Source organism: Flagellimonas ochracea, assembly GCF_009903685.1.
In the GTDB taxonomy this organism is placed as follows: domain Bacteria; phylum Bacteroidota; class Bacteroidia; order Flavobacteriales; family Flavobacteriaceae; genus Flagellimonas; species Flagellimonas ochracea.
In genome coordinates this window covers 104,895-126,013 of sequence record NZ_JAAABI010000007.1, presented here as the reverse complement: position 1 = coordinate 126,013, position 21,119 = coordinate 104,895, and the positions used below count along the sequence as shown (strand labels likewise).

Annotated in this window: 13 protein-coding genes and 2 tRNA genes; 7 read left to right on the top strand and 8 right to left on the bottom strand. The window is 41.3% G+C overall.

Annotated elements, in window-relative coordinates:
* The 5 genes from GTQ34_RS15220 to GTQ34_RS15200 all read right to left on the bottom strand — a co-directional run.
* A partial coding sequence (locus GTQ34_RS15220; protein WP_235915060.1) for an Arm DNA-binding domain-containing protein occupies window positions 1–178 on the bottom strand: 178 nt, incomplete at its 3' end.
* 217 nt (window positions 179–395) lie between these two features.
* Window positions 396–470: transfer RNA gene (locus GTQ34_RS15215), tRNA-Pro, on the bottom strand.
* A 25-nt stretch (window positions 471–495) separates the two neighbouring features.
* Window positions 496–579: transfer RNA gene (locus GTQ34_RS15210), tRNA-Ser, on the bottom strand.
* A gap of 189 nt (window positions 580–768) precedes the next feature.
* Complete coding sequence (locus GTQ34_RS15205) at window positions 769–3,000, bottom strand: TonB-dependent receptor (RefSeq protein WP_166524662.1); 2,232 nt, start codon at window positions 2,998–3,000, stop codon at window positions 769–771.
* 262 nt (window positions 3,001–3,262) lie between these two features.
* A complete protein-coding gene (locus GTQ34_RS15200) occupies window positions 3,263–5,299 on the bottom strand; it encodes an HD family phosphohydrolase (RefSeq protein WP_166524661.1) in 2,037 nt (678 codons plus the stop codon).
* Between the two features lie 111 nt (window positions 5,300–5,410).
* Here GTQ34_RS15200 and GTQ34_RS15195 point away from each other — a divergent pair, with 111 nt between their 5' ends.
* Together GTQ34_RS15195 and GTQ34_RS15190 are read left to right on the top strand one after the other, a co-directional pair.
* A complete protein-coding gene (locus GTQ34_RS15195; protein WP_166524660.1) occupies window positions 5,411–6,586 on the top strand; it encodes an acetyl-CoA C-acyltransferase in 1,176 nt (391 codons plus the stop codon).
* 18 nt (window positions 6,587–6,604) lie between these two features.
* On the top strand, window positions 6,605–7,357 hold the full coding sequence (locus GTQ34_RS15190) for a C40 family peptidase (protein WP_166524659.1): 753 nt from the start codon (window positions 6,605–6,607) through the stop codon (window positions 7,355–7,357).
* Window positions 7,358–7,409: 52 nt separating this feature from the next.
* On the opposite strand, the gene GTQ34_RS15185 is transcribed toward GTQ34_RS15190, so the two are convergent.
* The gene (locus tag GTQ34_RS15185) at window positions 7,410–8,672 is read right to left on the bottom strand and encodes a tetratricopeptide repeat protein (protein WP_166524658.1); all 1,263 of its coding nucleotides are present in this window, start codon (window positions 8,670–8,672) and stop codon (window positions 7,410–7,412) included.
* A 73-nt stretch (window positions 8,673–8,745) separates the two neighbouring features.
* Complete coding sequence (gene gyrA / locus GTQ34_RS15180; protein WP_166524657.1) at window positions 8,746–11,232, bottom strand: DNA gyrase subunit A; 2,487 nt, start codon at window positions 11,230–11,232, stop codon at window positions 8,746–8,748.
* 249 nt (window positions 11,233–11,481) lie between these two features.
* On the opposite strand from gyrA, the gene GTQ34_RS15175 reads away from it, so the two are divergent.
* On the top strand, window positions 11,482–14,037 hold the full coding sequence (locus GTQ34_RS15175) for an ATP-dependent Clp protease ATP-binding subunit (RefSeq protein WP_166524656.1): 2,556 nt from the start codon (window positions 11,482–11,484) through the stop codon (window positions 14,035–14,037).
* Window positions 14,038–14,190: 153 nt separating this feature from the next.
* Window positions 14,191–14,604 (top strand): STAS/SEC14 domain-containing protein, encoded by a 414-nt coding sequence (locus GTQ34_RS15170; RefSeq protein WP_166524655.1) that lies wholly within the window; start codon window positions 14,191–14,193, stop codon window positions 14,602–14,604.
* Between the two features lie 2 nt (window positions 14,605–14,606).
* Here the strand turns inward: GTQ34_RS15170 and GTQ34_RS15165 are convergent, their stop codons facing one another.
* The gene (locus tag GTQ34_RS15165) at window positions 14,607–16,136 is read right to left on the bottom strand and encodes an NAD(P)H-hydrate dehydratase (protein WP_166524654.1); all 1,530 of its coding nucleotides are present in this window, start codon (window positions 16,134–16,136) and stop codon (window positions 14,607–14,609) included.
* A gap of 254 nt (window positions 16,137–16,390) precedes the next feature.
* Between GTQ34_RS15165 and thrA the strand changes: the two genes are divergently transcribed.
* Genes thrA through thrC form a run of 3 tightly spaced genes read left to right on the top strand, consistent with a single transcriptional unit; the run spans window position 16,391 to window position 21,062 of the window.
* Window positions 16,391–18,835 carry a bifunctional aspartate kinase/homoserine dehydrogenase I gene (thrA, locus tag GTQ34_RS15160; protein ID WP_166524653.1) on the top strand — a complete coding sequence of 815 codons (2,445 nt, stop codon included), beginning with the start codon at window positions 16,391–16,393 and terminating at the stop codon, window positions 18,833–18,835.
* Window positions 18,836–18,838: 3 nt separating this feature from the next.
* The gene (locus GTQ34_RS15155; RefSeq protein WP_166524652.1) at window positions 18,839–19,762 is read left to right on the top strand and encodes a homoserine kinase; all 924 of its coding nucleotides are present in this window, start codon (window positions 18,839–18,841) and stop codon (window positions 19,760–19,762) included.
* 4 nt (window positions 19,763–19,766) lie between these two features.
* Window positions 19,767–21,062, top strand: a complete 1,296-nt coding sequence (thrC, locus tag GTQ34_RS15150; RefSeq protein ID WP_166524651.1) for a threonine synthase — start codon at window positions 19,767–19,769, stop codon at window positions 21,060–21,062.
* The last annotated feature ends 57 nt before the right edge of the window (window positions 21,063–21,119 follow it).

The following is a 21,119-nucleotide window of genomic DNA, read 5'->3' as shown; positions in this document are numbered from 1 at the left end:
TAAGTCCATGGAGTCTGCCCCTATTTTCATCCCATTCATTCACCGAAACATAACGTTTCAAACTTATCTCGGCACGTTTTCCATTGACGGTGATACGGGCATAAATGGTCAATTTTTCAGGGTTGTTTGAAATGTCCCTAGTGAAGATAAGAACCTTTAAAGTGTTGGAATTTCGCATAATACATAATTTTTGGGTTTGACAAAACTGGTTTGCAAAACACCCATAAACAGCGTCAAACTGAAGCTAAATTATGCACAAGAAACGTACCGAACCATTCACCGAACTCTACACCTTTTATATGGTTTTATTTGATATCAGATGAATGCATAAAAAACAAAAAGCACTGTCAATCAGTCAGTTGACAGTGCTTTAATACCACCTATTTAGTGGTTCGTCGGGGTGGCAGGATTCGAACCTGCGACCTCCTGCTCCCAAAGCAGGCGCGATAACCGGGCTACGCTACACCCCGAAAAAAATACCTTCTAAAAGAAAAGCGGAGAGACCGGGACTCGAACCCGGGCGACGGTTACCCGTCGACAGATTAGCAATCTGCTCCGTTACCACTCCGGCACCTCTCCTAGTAAAGTATTATGAACGTGCATTTAAAAATGCGGATGCAAATGTACCTTTTCATTCGTAAGATCGCAACTATTTTTTTAATTTATTTGACTTGGGTATTGTAAGTATTTTATTGCCAAAAGTGCTTGTTGGAATCTACAGGTTCGTCGTAAATTCTGTTTTGAATAGAGCAATTGCTTCACTATTCTCTACAGAGACCAAATGGACTTAACCATGCCTCTTTTACCATCGGGAGTAATCACCTGTGCTTCAAAAAATATAGAATCAACGTTTTCAGGTTTTGCAAACTGTATCTTGGCCTCCCCTTTCTCATCTGTCTTTACAATAGGGTTCCAATATAGTGTTCTCTGAACGTCATCAGCATTCTTTATTTTTTTTGGAATTGATTTTTGGTACTCCCCAAAATCCATTGATTCATGATATCCCTTAAAGCTTAGTTGGGCCTCCTTTCTCGCTACATAATTATTGCCTGCACCGTTGCGTGTATAGATGACAATGGCCCCTCCGGCAGCCCTACTTCCATAAATAGACGCCTGTGGACTTGTTAAAATTTCAATCCTCTCAATATCTGTGTAGTTCACCAAATTGATGATTTGAACCAATGATGTGGGTTGCAAAAGCGGTAATCCATCCAAAACCCAGAGAAACGGACCAACTCCTGTGGACTGTAATAATCCGACTTCTGGGTTCAAGTCACCTAACCCTGTGATCTGAACCCCAGGTATTCCTAAAAATAGCTGAGGTATGGTTCTTGGGTTTTCTGTATCTTGATAAACCACTTTGCTTGGTTCTAGTTTATATACAGAAGGTGTAATCTTTTTAAATTCATTTTTCTGCATCAGAGTGACACCGTCAAGGACTACCAGTTCTTCGCTTTCATTCTTACCCAAAGTAAAATCTACTCTTCTTTTCCGATTTGTGATCTGCATCAAATTTTCAGCGCTGGATTGCTCCTCGTCATTTTCTTTTTCTTTATTGATTTTGACCAAAGGAGGTGTCTCAAATTCGTAGGGTATCACCTGAACCAATTTGGTTTTGCTTTCATCTCCTGCGGTTCTGAAAACCATTTGCACCTCACCGTCCAGTGAGAGTCCCGATAGTTTAAACAATCCCTTGGCATTGGTTTTAGCTTCCTCGATAATAACTTCATCTTTGGATAAAATCATAATTTGGATGCTTGTATTTGTCAACAGGGACTTGTTCAAATCGTAGGCTTGGCCATAGAAATCAAGTCCATGCTGAAAACGATACCTTATTTCTGAGGGCAATCCCACAAATGGCTGCTTTTCATTATTTTTCGAAGACTGTCCTGTAAGCAAGAGTAAATCATTGAGAAATCTTTGGTTACGCAGACTCATCCCGACGTGCACTGAACTCTCGGAAGTATTCTTAATGTCTCCCACACTTGTTTCACCTGTTAGTGAAACTGACACTTCGGTTTGAACAGGATTCCCTTCAATATCAATTACTTTTATATTCAGAATACTCTTTTCATCTTCGGATGATATAGATTCCAACTTCACTTGTAACTCATCAGCATCTATATAAACGGGACGTTCGGCCCAAATTTGGTCAAATTCATCTTCCAATTGAAGATTTATAATTCCCTTAGGCATTTTGTTTTTGGGGACGTTTATTTCAATTACGTTTTTGTTTTTAAAATCTATCTTCTTTTCAAAATAGGTTGTTCCGTTCGACCTTCCCTTGAGATAGATAATCTCATTTTTAAGTTCTGGTACAACTTCAATACGCACCAACAAATCTTGTGTGTCAAGATTATTGCTTTGAATGGAATATCCACTTTCGTAAATGTCTGGTAATGCTATTTTTTCGACCTCATTGAACAATAAAAAATAGCGTTTATTCTTCTGTGGGTTGAGCAGGAAGCTGCCAATGCCATTCCCATAGTTTTTCAACAACGCCACTTTCTTTTTTTTACTGTCTACAATGGGTAAGTCGGTGGCTTGGATATCATCCATTTTTACAAGAACTCTGTGGGTCAGTCCCGAAATCAGTTGGCCACCTTCTGGAAAAAACCTCACGCTATTAACGTCTACTTGATAGGATTCTTTCGATTTTTTGTAAGATCCGATTCTTATTTTTTTAACTGCAAACAACTCAGGCCCATAGTTCAGCATCCACCTTGTATAAGTTCTAAGGTAGTAATCCCCTTCTTCTGTTTTCTTGGGTATTTCAATGGACCCTTCACTTGCACCTCCAACAATTTTATGGTACTGACTTTTTACCAATTTTCCAGTTTCATCCAAAAGTTCAACTTTTAAAACCTTGCTGGAACTTGATCTATATTGATAAGGACCTGAAAGTACATATGCTTTGAAAAACAAATAATCCTTTGGCAAAATCGACGTTTTGTTGGTTTGCAGAACGATATGTTCCTTCATGAGCAACAAAGAATCCATAGCGTTTTGTTGCAAGTATTTTGCTTTTGGAAAGTCCTCGTGCAAATTTGGTCCTTGAGCTTGTGCAAAAAGTATGGGACAATTCAGAAAAAATAGGACAAGAAGAGTTGATGATGGAAAAAATGGAACCTTTTTCATAATGACGTTTTGCCAGAATTCATACTATGAATTTCTCTAAAAGATAGTAGGCATAAGAGAAAACTACAAAGACTTTGTAGTTTTATTAACATCAAACGCGTGGATTTATTCCCTTGGTATCGGACTATTCTGGATACTCCACCCTTAGGTGATAGATATTAGTCAACTTCTGCTTCAATATTTTTTTGACCACCTCAATTTCCTTAAGTGTGATGTTGGCGTTCAAAAATTGATTAGCCTGCATTTGGCCCTTCACAATTTTTTCGACGAATTCATCGATCATCAAAAAAGTGGGATTCTTTAAACTTTTAGAGGCGGCTTCCACAGCATCAGCCATCATTAAAATAGCTGTTTCTTTGGAAAAAGGAATAGGACCGGGATATCTAAAATCATCCTCTTCAACATTCGCTTCAATCTCTTGCTGTTTTTTGTAGAAGTAATATACCGAGGTAGTACCATGATGGGTGCGCAAAAAGTCGATTACCCTATCTGGTATGTTGTTCTTCCGTGCAATCTCAATGCCCTTAATAACATGGTCGATGATGATCTTAGCGCTTTCCCTTGGCGGCAAATCATCATGCGGATTTACATTGGTTACTTGGTTTTCGGTAAAGAAAGTTGGTCGGTCCATCTTGCCTATGTCGTGATACAGTGCCCCTACCCTTACCAACATGGCATTGGCACCAATCTCGTTGGCAGCCGCTTCTGCCAAGTTGGCCACTTGTAAGGAATGATGAAATGTGCCAGGTGCTTTATTAGAAAGCTCTTTCAATAATTTTGAGTTTGTGTCTGAGAGTTCCAAGAGGGATACATCCGAAATGAGCCCAAACATTTTTTCATAAATGTATATCAAAGGTTGGGCAAAAAGTGTCAACAATCCATTGAGCACAAAAATTCCAAATAACATCCATTCTATATTATCTAAATTTCCTTCGTGGATGGCATGAAATGCAAAATATCCTATGATATAAATCAAAGTTATCTGCCCCACTGAAATGAAAAGATTCGCCCTTTTATACAATTCGGATGCAGTTAGAATGGTCACAATACCTGCAATAATTTGCAAAAAGATGTACTCAAAACTATTGGGCACCACAAAACCAAGGATTAAAACCGTCAATACATGCACAAATAGGCCCAATCGAGCATCAAAAAAATTCTTAAGCACCAAGGGTAAAATGCACAGCGGCACCACAAAAACATAGCTTTCATTATTCTTTACCATTAAGGTAGTGGCGAGAACCATGACCAAAATGTTGAAGAAAATGAAAGTGACCTTGTTGTTGTTCTTAAATATTTCATTACGATATCGCTTCAGAAAGAGAAACAGCATGACCAGTACAAGCGCTACCAGAATGGTGTACCCCAAAATAATGAAATAGTAATTATTTCCCTGCCACAATTCTGACTCATATTCCTCCTTTAAGGACTTGAGCATTTTAAAGTTTTCAGCTTCCACTACCTCGCCCTTTGCGATAATAAGCCTTCCCGCAGATACCTCTCCGCGAGTATATGAGATTTTGCCCAGTTCCTCTAACAAAGCCTTCTCTGTTAGGGACTCATTATAAAAGACATTGGCTCGTAAGCTCCGCTGAACCAAGTTTACCAATTCATTGAGGCTACTCACATTCTTCTTGGCCAGCATAGGTGAAACCATCTGTTTAGCCAAGTCCAAGGTTAAAAAATCATTTAACGTTAGTTGTGTCGCTTCATTATTTTTGACCAAAATATTGGTGTTGGCCTCTGGTAAATCTTCAAATATCCCAGATTTGTACAAACTATCGATTACAGATAAACCTGCGGTCAATAATCTTTGCCGTTGTCGTGAGGTGTAGTTATTTGTGGTAAATGTGTTCTGAAATTCACGCTGAAAATCAGCTTTTACGCCCTCAGAAATGGACACGTTGGCCGTGTAATAATCTGTTTTGTTATTGCGCAGGGACTGTTTTTCATCAGCAATTTCAATATCACTTTTCTTGATGGAAAAATCTATTGGGGCGTATAGGTTTTCGTATTGCCAAGGTTTTCCTTTTTGAAACTCGTACTTGAATTTTCCGCCTTTGGGGAAAAAGAACACAATCAAAGCGACCGACACCAAATAAAGAAAGTACTTGTAGGTCAGTGATTGATACTTATAAGCATTGTCCAAAATTTTTCCCATCCTCCGAACTATTGGCCTCAAAAATAGAAAATATAAATAAGAAGTGGGCTAGGCACAATTCCTCGCGCTTGAGCTGAAATTTAGTATTTTCGCACAATCAAACATGCATATATGAACAAAGTAGTTATTGTTTCGGCAGCTAGGACACCTATCGGGAGTTTTATGGGATCGCTATCATCAATTCCCGCTCCTAAATTGGGTTCCACTGCCATTAAGGGAGCATTAAAGAAAATAGACCTTGATCCTGGGTTGGTGGAAGAAGTGTTAATGGGAAATGTGGTGCAGGCCGGTACAGGTCAGGCTCCGGCGAGGCAGGCGGCGATTGGTGCAGGAATTCCAGATACGGTTCCATGCACAACGGTGAACAAAGTCTGCGCTTCGGGGATGAAAGCTATTATGCAAGCAGCCCAATCCATAGCCTTGGGTGAAAATTCCATTGTAGTTGCCGGCGGCATGGAAAACATGAGTTTGATACCACACTATGTTTATATGAGACAGGGACTTAAATTTGGTCCTGCCACGTTAGTGGATGGTATGCAAAAAGATGGATTGGTCGATGCCTACGATCAGAATGCCATGGGGGTATGTGCGGATGCCTGTGCCGTGGAACACGATTTTAGTAGAGAAGATCAAGATGCTTTTGCCATTCAATCCTATAACAGATCTGCTGAAGCATGGAAAGCTGGAAAATTTGATAATGAAGTGGTTCCAGTTGAAGTGCCACAACGTCGAGGCGAACCGCTCGTTGTTGCTGAAGATGAAGAATACAAGAACGTAAAAATGGAAAAGGTTCCTACTTTACGACCTGCTTTTACCAAAGATGGAACGGTAACCGCGGCCAACGCTTCCACGATAAACGATGGTGCTGCAGCTGTAGTTTTGATGAGCGAACAAAAAGCTCAAGAACTCAATCTCACCCCTTTGGCCACCATAAAAGGATATGCCGATGCTGCCCAAGAGCCAAAGTGGTTTACCACAGCACCAGCCAAGGCATTGCCAAAGGCTTTGGAAAGAGCCGGTGTTGCCCTAGATAATATTGACTTTTTTGAATTTAATGAAGCTTTTTCGGTTGTTGGTCTTGCCAACATGAAACTTTTGGGCTTAAACGATAAAAATGTAAACGTGAACGGTGGAGCGGTTTCCTTAGGACATCCGTTGGGGTGTTCTGGTGCTAGAATCACCGTAACATTACTCAGTGTGCTGGAACAAAACAATGCCAAATTGGGTGCGGCAGCCATTTGTAATGGTGGTGGCGGTGCTTCGGCAATTGTTCTGGAAAGAAACTAGACAGCCAACTTCCCGTAAATGGAATATGGAATCTGCCATTTGAGTATTGTTCCGATCAGAAGTCTTCCTGAGGATGATTCGGAAATGGTTTCCCAATTATTATATGGGGAATGTTTCAAAGTCTTGGAGCGAAGAAAAAAATGGAGCAGAATCAGGGTTGATCATGATAAACAAGAAGGCTGGGTTTCCAATAAACAAGTTACTTTAATTTCCGAAGAAGATTATCACAAAACTACCACTACTGAACTGCCGAAATTCTCGGCAGACTTGGTTTCCCATGTTTGTACCCAAAATGGAACATTGCTGCCTATTTTGTTGGGTTCTGTAGTTTCTGCTCTCCACCTCTTAAACCATACTTTTGAAGGGGGAACCATGGAAGGAAAGCATCCAAAAAACACGCTGGTGGACACGGCCTTACTTTACGTGAATGCACCTTATCAATGGGGAGGAAAAACTCCTTTTGGCATAGACTCATCTGGGTTGGCACAAATGGTCTACAAAATTAATGGATACAAACTAAATCGCACTGCAGAGGAACAGTCAAAACAAGGTGAACCCCTTAGTTTCATTGAGGAAAGCGAGCCTGGGGATTTGGCTTTTTTTGATAATAAGGAAGGTGTAATCGATCACGTTGGCATTATACTAAAGGACAATTACATTGTTCATGCCCACGGTCATGTTAGAATAGATAGGTTGGACCATACAGGAATTTTCAATATGCAGGAAAAGCTGTATTCACATCAACTGAGAGTGATAAAAAAAATTATTTGAAAAAAAAGCCCCGAAGAATTTTCGGGGCTTTTTTTATTTGCTAAGTGGGTACTTATTCTCCTAATAGCTTTTTCATTCTCATAAAGTTTTCGGTATCTCCCAAAGCTCCATAGATATTTTTAAGCTGGGTCAAAACACTTTGATTATCTGAATTTGACTTTAGGGCTTCTTCCAAAACCTGTGCCCCTTCACGGAACAGGTCATCTTTTTGTTGTTTCAACTCATCGTATCTGGCAATATCAGACCTAGAATTTCCTAGACTGTTCATTTCATCAATTAAACCATTTCCTTCATCAACATATGTAGTGGAAAGGTTCAGCAACGCATTGATGTAGCCTGGGTCTATTTCCAGCACTTTTTTGTATGTTTCCCTAGCCTCCATCAAGTTTCCTTGTTCCATATTGATTACGCCAATATTGTACAACAAATCGGCATTATCCGGTGCCATGGCTGATGCTTCTGCCATCAACTCCTTAAACTTGTCTTTATCTCCCATGGCATAATAAAGATTTGCTTCACCCAAAACAAGGTTTACATCGTTTGGATCTTCCGTACGGGCATCACTATAAGCGGCCAAGGCCTTATCGCTATCTCCCAATTGTTGGTAAATCAAGGCTATATTTTTAACTATTTCGGGTCGTTTTGATGGTGATTTTTCTTCTTTTGGATCCTTGTGTGTACCCGCCTTCACATACAGGTCCCTAGTGGTTTTGTCCATGGTCTCCACTTCTCCGGTCTCCACATTTACAGCAGTAAAGCTTACAGAACTCCCGTCGTATCCAACATCCTTTAGCTCATTGTAATAAGTAAGAGCATTTTCATAGTCTTGTGCATTTACTGCGCTGCTTGCAGCATAATATAGATATATGGTATCATTGGGGCTCAATTTATAGCTCATGTACAGCTTGTCAGCAGCCTTGCCAAATTCTTGATTGTTGTTGTCCTCAACTGCCGCATTGACCAAATCACTGGTCATTTGGGCAAGTCCTTGCGCTGCCACGGAGGTATATTTTTCCTTGCCGCTGGCTTCCTCAACCGATATCACTTTGTTGTAGGCATCAATTGCCGTTTGAAATGCGGATTCATCACCATTTTTAGCAAGATCATAGTACACATTACCCTTAAGGGCATAGTATTGGGCCTGCAGTCTTTCGTCGGCTCCATCAATGGAAGAAGTTGCTCCTTCCAAAGCACTTTTTGCTGCTGCCACATCTCCTTTTTTCATGGCTTTTTCAGCAGCCTTGATTTCATCTTTTTGGGAAAACCCCATAGCTGAAATACCTATTGCAAGTAGTATTAAAACTTTAGTCTTCATGCTTAATTTAATTATTAGTGTTTATTGATTATTCCTTATTGTCATCCTTCTGGTTATCAATTGCCATGCCATCCTATTCATTGACCTCTATTTCATTGATGTCGGCATTGTCGAGGGGATCATCCTCTTTCATCACTTTGGCCACTGCTGCAATGGAATCGTCGCCTTTAAGATTGATTAACCTAACACCTTGTGTGGCACGCCCCATAACACGCAGGTCTTCTACACTCATTCTAATGGCAATACCGGATTTGTTGATGATCATAAGATCATCGGTGTCCGATACATTTTTGATGGCCACAAGACCTCCGGTTTTTTTGGTAATGGAGATTGTCTTTACACCCTTACCTCCTCTGTTGGTAACTCGATAATCGTCAATGGCCGAGCGCTTTCCATATCCATTTTCAGAAACGACCAAAATATCATCCTCAAAATTATGCACGGACACCATTCCAATTACTTCGTCCTTGTCATCAGCAAGTCTAATTCCGCGTACCCCGGCAGCATTTCGACCCATGGGACGGGTCTTCCCTTCTTCAAATCGAATGGCTTTTCCTGACTTAAGTCCAAGGAAAATTTGGCTTGTTCCCGTGGTAAGCTTTGCCTCCAACAGTTCATCCCCATCTTTTATGGTAATTGCGTTGATACCATTTTGACGTGGGCGTGAATACTGTTCCAGCGAGGTTTTTTTCACGGTGCCCTTTTTGGTGGCCATAATCACATAATGGCTGTTTACATAATCCTCATCTTTAAGGTCTTGGGTACAGATAAATGCTTTTACCTTGTCATCGTGCTCTATATTGATAAGGTTTTGTATGGCTCTGCCCTTGGACGTTCGACTTCCCTCTGGAATTTCATAGACACGCATCCAAAAACACTTCCCGTTTTGGGTAAAGAAAAGCATATATTGATGGTTGGTACCCACAAAAAGATGTTCCAGGAAGTCTTCATTGCGTGTTGATGAAGCCTTTTGCCCCACTCCTCCCCTATGTTGGGTTTTGTATTCTGTGAGCGGCGTCCTTTTTATGTACCCTGCATGCGAAATGGTGATGACCACTTGCTCATCGGGAATCATATCTTCAATACTCAAATCACCTCCCGCAAAATTGATTTCCGACCGTCTTTCGTCACCATACTTTTCTTTGACCTCCAACAACTCATCTTTGATGATCTGCATTCTTCGCTCTTTCTTGGCCAAGATGTCTTTTAGATCTTCAATGGTGTTTAAAAGTGCATCATACTCCTCACGCAACTTGTCCTGTTCCAATCCTGTAAGTTGACGCAGACGCATTTCCACGATGGCCTTGGCCTGGATTTCAGTAAGTTTAAATCGTTCCATTAAACTACTACGAGCATCCTCAACGTTGGAGGATCCTCTTATGATAGCAATAACTTCATCAATATTATCTGAAGCTATGATAAGCCCTTCTAAAATATGTGCGCGATCTTCGGCCTTTTTTAGTTCAAACGTGGTTCTTCTAACAACCACTTCGTGCCTGTGCTCAACAAAGTGATGGATAATCTCCTTTAAGTTCAGCAACTTTGGCCTTCCCTTGACCAAAGCGATATTATTTACACTAAAAGAAGATTGAAGTGCCGTGTATTTGTACAGCGTGTTCAGCACAATATTGGGAATGGCATCCCGCTTAAGAATATACACGATACGCATACCTTTCCTATCGGATTCATCGCGAATGGAAGCAATGCCGTCAATCTTTTTATCGTTGACCAGATCCGCAGTCTTTTTGATCATATCGGCTTTGTTCACCTGATATGGAATCTCCGTGACCACAATACATTCCCTTCCTTGGACTTCTTCAAATGAGGCCTTTGCACGCATCACCACGCGGCCTCGTCCTGTGTGAAAGGCTTCTTTAACACCGTCATAGCCATAGATAATTCCACCTGTTGGAAAATCTGGTGCTTTAATATGTGTTATCAACTCATCAATCTCAATATCATGATTGTAGATATAAGCAATGATGCCATCCACAACTTCAGAAAGGTTATGGGGAGGCATATTGGTCGCCATACCCACTGCGATACCAGAGGCTCCATTTACCAAAAGATTTGGAATCCGCGTTGGAAGAACTGTGGGTTCCTGGAGGGAATCGTCAAAATTCAACTGGTGGTCCACCGTATCCTTTTCAATATCAGCCAGCATTTCATCAGCAATCTTGCGCATCCTGGCTTCGGTGTAACGCATGGCTGCCGGGCTGTCTCCATCCACAGAACCAAAGTTCCCCTGACCATCGACCAACATATATCTTAAACTCCATTCCTGTGCCATTCGTACCATAGTATCGTATACCGAGGTATCTCCATGAGGGTGATACTTACCGAGCACTTCCCCTACAATACGCGCCGATTTTTTGTGCGAACTTGTAGATCGCACTCCCAATTCATGCATTCCATAAAGAACCCTCCTGTGTACGGGTTTGAGGCCGTCGCGAACATCTGGCAGGGCACGTGACACAATGACCGACATTGAATAATCAATGTAGGCAGATTTCATCTCATCCTCAATGTTGATAGGAATTAACTTTTCTCCTTCAGCCATGCTAAAATCTTATTGTTTTTCAGTGGTTAAAATATCATGGCAATATACGGAAAATCATACCTTTCAAAGCGATGGCCACACACTTTATTAAAAAAATTATCAACAGTTATCCAGCTATTATAAAGCTATGTTAAACCTTAAAAAATTGTTCTGTATTTCGACTTTTACCACTAGTTTATCGAATATGGGTACGGTATTTGACCACCGTAATAATAGTTTTATTAATTTTAATTGCTGAAAAAGAAACGTATGGATGATAATTTTTCCCCGAGAGTAAAAGACGTTATAGCATACAGCAAGGAGGAAGCCCTTAGATTGGGGCATGACTTCATTGGAACGGAGCACCTTATGCTTGGTCTTTTAAGAGATGGAAATGGTAAGGCAATCAACATTTTGGATGCCCTTGATGTTGACTTGGAACATTTGAGAAGAAAAGTGGAAATCCTTAGTCCTGCCAATCCAAATACGGGAACAATGCAAAAGGATAAGAAAAACCTTCATTTGACCCGACAGGCAGAACGCGCCTTAAAGACCACGTTTTTGGAAGCCAAGCTCTTTCAGAGTTCTTCCATTAATACAGCGCACCTCTTACTCTGTATCCTTAGAAATGAGAATGATCCAACCACAAAATTGTTACATAAATTAAAAGTAGATTACGATAACGTCAAAGAACAGTTCAAATCTATGATCACCAGTGATGATGACTATGTTGATTCCCCGAGGGCGGAATCCTTTCCAGGTGATCCGGAAGATGGAGGTGATTCCAAAGAGAGCACGTTTGGTTCAAGTTCTTCCCAAAAAGGAAGTAAAAAATCCAAGACTCCCGTATTGGACAACTTTGGTAGGGATCTTACCCGATTGGCCGAAGATAACAAACTCGACCCTGTGGTTGGGCGAGAAAAAGAAATTGAGCGGGTTTCCCAAATACTAAGCCGTAGAAAGAAAAACAATCCCTTGCTCATTGGAGAACCTGGAGTAGGCAAAAGTGCCATAGCCGAAGGCCTGGCACTACGTATCATCAATAAAAAGGTGTCCAGAATACTTTATAACAAACGAGTGGTAACCTTGGATTTGGCCTCCTTAGTGGCCGGAACCAAATATCGTGGGCAGTTCGAAGAGCGGATGAAAGCGGTGATGAACGAACTTGAAAAGAATGATGACATAATCCTGTTCATAGATGAAATCCATACCATTGTGGGCGCCGGTGGTGCCACAGGAAGTTTGGATGCCTCCAATATGTTCAAACCTGCGTTGGCCCGAGGTGAAATACAGTGTATAGGAGCCACAACTTTAGATGAATATCGTCAGTATATCGAAAAGGATGGCGCTCTAGAGCGACGTTTTCAAAAGGTAATGGTTGAGCCTACCACAGTGGAGGAAACCATTGAGATTTTGATGAACATCAAAGGTAAATATGAAGATCACCATAATGTTAACTATACGGACGAGGCGATTTTGGCATGTGTGAAGCTTACCAACCGTTATATGACCGATAGATTTTTACCAGACAAGGCCATTGACGCATTGGATGAGGCAGGTTCGCGTGTACATATCGTAAACATGGACGTTCCAAAACAAATTCTAGAACTGGAAAGTCAATTGGAAGATGTTCGTGAGTTGAAGAACAGCGTGGTGAAAAAACAGAAATATGAAGAGGCTGCCAAGCTTAGGGATGACGAAAAACGACTGGAAAAAGAGTTAGCTTCCGCTCAAGAACGATGGGAAGAAGAGAGCAAACTACATAGGGAGACCGTAACCGAGGACAATGTTGCCGATGTGGTCTCCATGATGAGCGGGATTCCCGTAAATAAAATAGCTCAGACCGAAAGCAATAAATTGGCCGAACTACCAGAATTGATCAAGGGCTTTGTTATTGGTCAGGATGAGGCCGTTGCGAAAGTGGCAAAGGCTATCCAGCGTAACCGCGCTGGTCTCAAGGATCCCAATAAACCCATTGGCTCTTTCATTTTCTTAGGACAAACTGGAGTTGGAAAAACACAGCTCGCCAAAATTTTGGCCAAGGAACTCTTTGATTCCGAAGACGCCTTAATTCGTATTGATATGAGCGAATACATGGAAAAATTCGCCATTTCGAGATTGGTAGGTGCACCTCCAGGATATGTTGGCTATGAAGAGGGTGGTCAATTGACCGAAAAAGTCCGGCGCAAGCCTTATTCTGTAATTCTTTTGGATGAGGTTGAAAAAGCGCACCCAGACGTTTTCAATATGCTGCTACAAGTATTGGATGACGGTTTCTTGACGGACAGCCTTGGAAGAAAGATAGACTTCAGGAACACCATTATCATCATGACCTCCAATATTGGAGCAAGACAATTAAAGGATTTTGGTCAAGGCGTAGGTTTCGGGACAGCCGCCAAGAAAGCACAGGCAGACACCCATCAAAAAAGTGTGATTGAAAATGCCTTGAAAAAGGCTTTTGCCCCCGAATTCTTGAACCGTATTGACGATGTAATTGTCTTCAATCCTCTTGAAAAAGAGCATATCCACAAAATCATCGATATTGAGTTGGAAAAATTGTTTGGAAGAATCAAGGATATAGGTTACCACTTAGACCTTTCTGATAAGGCTAAGGACTATATAGCAGAAAAGGGCTTTGACAGGCAATATGGAGCCAGACCTCTCAAAAGGGCCATTCAGAAATATATTGAGGATGCCCTTGCAGAGGAAATTGTAAATTCCAAATTGGAAGAAGGTGACAATATCTTTATGGATTTGGATGAGAAGAAAGAAGAGCTCACCATTAAAATAAAGAAAGCGGAAAAATCACCAGAAACGGAAGAATAAATTTTAATTTTATCTATTAAAAAGCTGGTCAATTGACCAGCTTTTTTTATCCCGCTGTCGTTAATACGATATTTTGGCCTTTAATCTAATATTTTTCCCACCCTACTATGTTACGCATATTTTCGCCCTGAGACACTATAACTATTTTGGGGAATGAAAATAGCTTCGACTAAGAAGTCTATTGTGGTACGCGAGTATCACTTGGATATTGGATGCGTACAGGTTTTTGAAGACTATATGGTGGCAACTTTTGATGAGGGAGCCACGGTTACCTTGGAAAGGGCTTATCAAATAATCGGCATTTCAGAAATTCATTTTAGAGACAAGGATTTTGGCTATATAAGCCTGCGAAAAAATTCGTATGCCATAGACCCCACCATCTACAATTATCTAAGAGGGTTGGATAACCTAAAGGCGTTTGCCATTGTATCCAAGAAAGAAATAGACATGCATAACTTCAAGATTGAGAAACTGTTCTACAAAAAGAATATGGAGTTCTTTATTGAATACGACAATGCATTGGCTTGGATGAAGAAAAAAATTAAGCCCGCCAAAAGAAAAAAATGAAGCTATTCTTTCACCTCGACTTCCTGAGGTCTTAAAAAATTTAGATAGGCGTTTCCAATATTTTCCAAAATTCCTGAAGCAGTAAGCGCTTCATATCCCTTTTGGGAAGCCCCCATATCTCCTGCCAATCCGTGTAGGTACACTCCAAAAGTAGCAGCATGCAATGGTTCGTAACCTTGGGCTATCAGTGCAGTTATCATTCCGGTTAAAACATCACCACTACCCGCAGTTGCCATACCTGGGTTACCCGTAGTGTTCACATATCCTTTTTCTTCGAAGACAGTAATTGTATGGGCCCCTTTAATTACGATGATCACATGATGTTTTTGAGAAAAGGCCTTTACCTTATCCAACTTTTCAAAATCATCCTTCCATGGACCGACCAAACGTTCCAATTCCTTTGGATGAGGAGTTAAAATGGAAAGTTCCGGCACTTCTTGTAACATCTCGGGATGTTTCGGCATAATGTTCAGCCCATCCGCATCAATAACCATTGGAGACTTAACTTCTTTTAATAAAGAACCCATTGCGGAAACCGTCTCTTCATGAACACCCAATCCCATGCCGACACCCACAACGGTGGGCTTAAAAGGAATTTCCATATTTGAAAGTTCTTTTTCTCTATCCTTGGCAAGAACCATTACCTCAGGAACCGCTGTTTGCAAAGGCAGATAACCACACTGGGGAACAAGGGCAGTGACCAATCCTGCGCCTGATTGCAGACAAGCCCTACTAGCTAGATGTACCGCACCTATTTTTCCATAGCTTCCACCAACAATGACTGCATGCCCATAGGTTCCCTTATGCGAGAACTTCGGTCGAGGTTTATAAACAGAAAGCATTTGCTCACGGTCAATAAGCTCAAAATCCGTATCGGCTTTGTTCAGAAATTCTTTATCAAGACCTATATCCAAAATTTCCCATTGGTCGACATAGATTCCGGTCTGCGGAAGAAAAAAAACCAATTTGGGCACTTGAAAGCTCAACACATAGTTTGCGCGTATTACAAAAGATGGGTCCCAAGGGCCTCTATGCATGGGTAACCCAGAAGGAATATCAACTGAAAGGACGAACGCCTTTGAAGCATTGATATATTTCATCAAATTGCCCACCCACGTATCTGGTGAGCGATTCAAACCAATACCAAATAAGGCATCCACTACAATGTCGTTCGGTGCGATCTCGGGAAAAGTACTATCCGAATTGATGAAGTCGGGCCATACTTTTCGGTCTTTCAATCGTTCCAGGTTCAACAAGAAATCTTTAGAACGTTTTTCACTGTAGTTCACTACATGTACCTGGATAGCATATTCGTTTTCCTTGAGTATTCGCGCCAACGCCATACCATCTCCCCCATTGTTGCCAATACCACAAAACAATTGAATGTTTACCGAAGTGCCCCTCAAACGGGAATGAATCCACTCGAACAGTTTTGTGGCCGCCCGTTCCATAAGTTCGTCACTTGAAATTTGCTGTTTCTCTATTGTGAATTTATCAGCTTCATAGATTTGATGGGCAGAAAAGATTTTCATTCAACAAAAAAAGTTATGTATTACTGTGGATTTCGTAAAAACAAGGCCAAGGATTTGAAGAAGCGACCAAATATGCTACTTTTATCCTCTATTTAAGCACAATGCAATTTAAACAAACGGATAGTAACTTTAACCAGATGGAATCTTTTTCATCAATCTTCACCACTATCACCACCCCATTGGGGTAAGTGTGCTATATATTTTTCCGTCCGTTTTATCAATCCTTTTTTCAATATTTATTGCAAATTTCAACTATGAAAGTCTTAAAGTTTGGGGGTACCTCGGTAGCCAATCCAGAAAACATAAATAAGGTTCGTTCTATTCTAGAAAACCTCGATTCAGAAAAAGTAGCCGTCGTAGTATCCGCCTTTGGCGGGGTCACCGATCTATTGATAACTACCGCCCATTTGGCTTCCAGTCAGGACTTGAACTATAAAATGTCCTTACAAGAAATTGAAGAGCGACATCTGAACACCATAAGGGAATTGATTCCCGTACAAGCACAAAGCCAAGTACTGAGTAAGGTAAAAGGTGACCTCAATACCTTGGAAACCTTACTTGAGGGATCATTCTTAATTGGTGAGCTGACTCCAAAACTTTCTGATAAAATTGTGAGCTATGGTGAACTACTTTCGTCATTCATCATCACTGAATATTTCAAAAATGTTGGTCTGGATATAGCTTTTAAGGACAGCCGCGAGTTGATCATTACCGATAACAACTATGGCAAAGCTGTTGTCGATTTTCCGGAAACCAATGCCAACTGCCAAGCTTTTTTTGAAGAAAACACACATCAAATTGTATTGTTGCCCGGATTTATGGCATCGAGCAAATCTGGTGATTCCACCACTCTGGGAAGAGGTGGTTCGGACTTTACAGCGGCTATAATTGCCGCTGCTCAACAAGCCAGCATACTTGAAATTTGGACCGATGTCAGTGGTATGTACACCGCCAACCCCAAACTGGTCAAACAGGCCAAGTGTATTTCACAAATCAGTTATGAGGAAGCCATGGAGCTTTCCCATTTTGGGGCGAAGGTGTTATACCCTCCTACCATTCAACCTGTATTGGGTAAAAAGATTCCCATTGCAATTAAAAACACCTTCGAACCAGAAAGTCTTGGTACCTTAATAGGTGAAAACCATAACGGCCAAGGCAAAACCGTGAGGGGAATCAGTCATGTGGGCAATATCAGTCTATTATCTTTAGAAGGTCCTGGGATGATTGGCACCCCAGGAATTTCAAAACGTTTTTTTGAAACGCTATCTCTCAAAAACATCAGCATTGTGCTAATTACCCAAGCATCTTCAGAACACTCCATTTGTGTGGGAATTGCAGATGGGGATGCTGAAGTGGCAACTGAGGCAGTAAATGAAACCTTTGCCTATGAAATTTCTAGAAATAGGATTAAGCCGGTTAATCTTGAAAAGGATCTGACCATTGTTGCTTTGGTAGGAGACAACATGAAAAGTCATCAAGGGCTGAGCGGTAAAATGTTCAGCACCTTGGGCAAGAACAATGTGAACATAAGGGCCATTGCACAAGGGGCTTCGGAACGTAATATTTCAGCGGTCATCAGAAAAGATGATGTCAGGAAGGCACTTAATTCCCTACATGAAACATTTTTCGAAGAAAATATAAAGCAGCTCAATCTGTTCGTAATGGGTGTGGGCAATGTTGGTTCCAAATTTCTTGCACAAATCCGTCAACAAAAAAAATACCTTAAGGAGGAAATGAAACTCAATGTCAGGGTCATTGGTATCAGTAATTCAAGAACCATGGCCTTTGATGAGGACGGAATTTCCCTAAAAGAATGGGAAGCTACCTTGTCTCGTGGAGAAAAAGCGGACAAAAAGCAATTTTTTGACCGAGTGAAATCCCTCAATTACCGCAATAGTGTGTTTGTGGACAACACGGCCAGTGCAGCTGTTTCCGATAGCTATACCAATTATCTCCGCAACAGCATCTCCGTGGTCACCTGTAACAAAATAGCATGCTCTTCAGACCTTGGCTATTATAAAGAGTTAAAACATCTGGCCAAACAATACAATGCCCCGTTTCTGTTTGAAACCAACGTAGGAGCAGGATTGCCTATCATCGATACCCTAAAACACTTGATAGCCTCTGGTGACAAAGTCAGAAAAATACAGGCCGTACTATCGGGAAGCCTCAATTTTATCTTCAACACATTCAACAACTCCGTAACTTTTCATGACGTGGTAAAGGAGGCTCAGGAACAAGGATATACCGAGCCAGACCCGACCATTGACCTAAGTGGAATTGATGTGATGCGCAAAATATTGATTTTAGCTAGAGAAAGTGGTTATCCGTTGGATATTGGGGATATCCACAACGATTCTTTTCTACCCAAGGAAAGTCTTGAAACCAAAACCAATGACGAGTTCTTTGCATCGTTAAAAAAATACGAAGCCGATTTCCAAAAATTGTACAAAGAAGCTGTTAAATCTGAAAGTAAATTAAAGTATGTGGCCCAGTTTGAAGATGGTCAAGCCCAGGTGGGGCTTCAAAAAATTCCCAAAGGCCATGATTTTTACAATTTAGAGGGGAGCGACAACATTGTTCTTTTCTATACAGAGCGTTATCCCGACCAGCCTTTGATCATTAAAGGGGCAGGAGCGGGTGCAGATGTCACCGCATCGGGTATCTTTGCAGACATAGTTCGAATTGGTAACTTCTAAGCCATGAAAGAAATAACCGTATTCTGCCCTGCCACAATTGCCAACATATCCTGCGGATTTGATGTTTTAGGATTGGCATTGGATGCTGTTGGTGACGAGATGACCGTTCGCAAAACTGCTGAAAAAGGAATTCGAATCAAAAAAATAACGGGGCAGGATTTGCCACAGGATGCTGAAAAAAATGTAGCTGGTATTGCAGGCATGGCCCTATTGGAAAAAAGTGATTATCAAGGGGGCTTTGAAATTGAAATCGATAAAAGGATAAAACCAGGTAGCGGAATTGGTAGCAGTGCCGCTAGTTCGGCTGGGGCGGTTTGGGCCATGAACGAACTGTTGGGACAACCATTCTCCAACTTGGAATTGGTACAATTTGCCATGCAAGGCGAAAAACTGGCCAGTGATGTGGCCCATGCCGACAATGTGGCACCTGCACTATATGGGGGGTTCACCCTGGTACGAAGCTACAATCCGTTGGACATTGTTTCTTTGCCCACTCCACCAGAGCTGGTTGCCACTATAATCCATCCCCAAATCGAAATAAGAACATCGGACTCCAGAAAGATTTTAAAGACTACCATTTCCCTTAAAACAGGCATTCAGCAATGGGGCAATGTTGGCGGATTGATTGCTGGGCTGTTCAAAAACGATTACGATTTAATCGGACGTTCTTTGAAAGACTATGTAGTGGAGCCAATCAGGTCCATTTTAATTCCCTTGTTCGGTGACGTAAAGTTTAACGCCATGGAAGCCGGGGCACTGGGCTGCGGTATATCGGGCTCGGGACCTTCTATTTTTGCTCTGAGTAAAGGAATGGAAGCTGCAAAAAAGGTGGCCCAGTCCATGCATGAAACCTATAGTGGTATTGGAATCCCCTTTGAAGTGCATGTGTCCAGGATAAATACCCAAGGCGTAAAGAAAATTGGATAAACCCATGAAATTCTACAGTCTAAATGACCAATCTATCCAAACTTCCTTTAGGAATGCCGTCATTGCGGGAATAGCTCCAGATAAAGGGCTATACTTTCCTGAGCGGATAAACCCCCTTCCCAATACATTTTTTAATAGTATTGAGGAATTTTCAGATCAGGAAATTGCCTTTAAAGCTATCCATCAATTTGTTGAAGGAGATATCCCCGATTCGATTTTAAAAGAAATTATAGCCAATACTTTGGATTTTGATTTTCCTATAATAGAAATAGAGGATAACATGGGTGCATTGGAATTATTTCACGGCCCCACCATGGCTTTTAAGGATGTAGGTGCCCGATTTATGGCCAACTGTCTAGGATACTTTTCAAAGGAGGAAAAAGAAGAAGTCACCGTTTTGGTGGCTACCTCAGGAGACACTGGAGGGGCAGTCGCCAATGGTTTCTTGGGTGTAGAGGGTGTTAATGTATTGATTCTGTACCCAAGTGGCAAAGTGAGTGACATTCAAGAAAGACAGCTTACCACGCTCGGAAAAAATATTGAGGCCATAGAAGTAGAAGGCACTTTTGACGATTGCCAGCGTATGGTAAAGACCGCTTTTTTGGACACTGAAATCACAGCACAAAAAAAACTTACCTCGGCCAATAGCATCAACATAGCGCGTTGGCTGCCCCAAATGTTTTATTTTTTATTTGCTTATAAGCAAGTAAAGTCCATGGGCAGAGAAATTGTTTTCTCAGTTCCATCCGGCAACTTTGGTAACATTTGTGCCGGGATGGTAGCCCAGAAACTGGGAATGCCCGTAAAACATTTTGTGGCCTCCACCAATGCGAATGATGTGGTGCCCAAATTCATGGAAAAGGGAATTTATAAACCCCAACCGTCCACGGCTACCATATCCAATGCCATGGATGTGGGCGACCCAAGCAATTTTGTACGTATCCGACGTTTGTATCAAGACGATTTGGACCTACTCCGAGAAAATCTCTTCTCCTATTCCTTTACGGACGATGTAACCAAAAAAGCTATGAAAAAAGTATACTCCAAAACAGGGTACACCATGGACCCCCATGGGGCTGTGGGTTATCTCGGTCTCAAAGAATATCAAAAATCCCACCCCTATACCTATGGGATTTTTTTGGAGACCGCACATCCTGTCAAATTTTTGGATGTTGTAGAGGAAACCCTTGGATTCAGTCCCGAAATCCCACCTCAGATCCAAAAAGTAATGGGTAAAGAGAAAAAATCATATAAAATTTCAACCTACGAAGGGCTAAAATCCCATTTGCTGGTCCATTAGTGTTGGAATAGGTTGATTTAACAAAAGATTGTTCAAAACATTGTTCTGGCGGTAAGC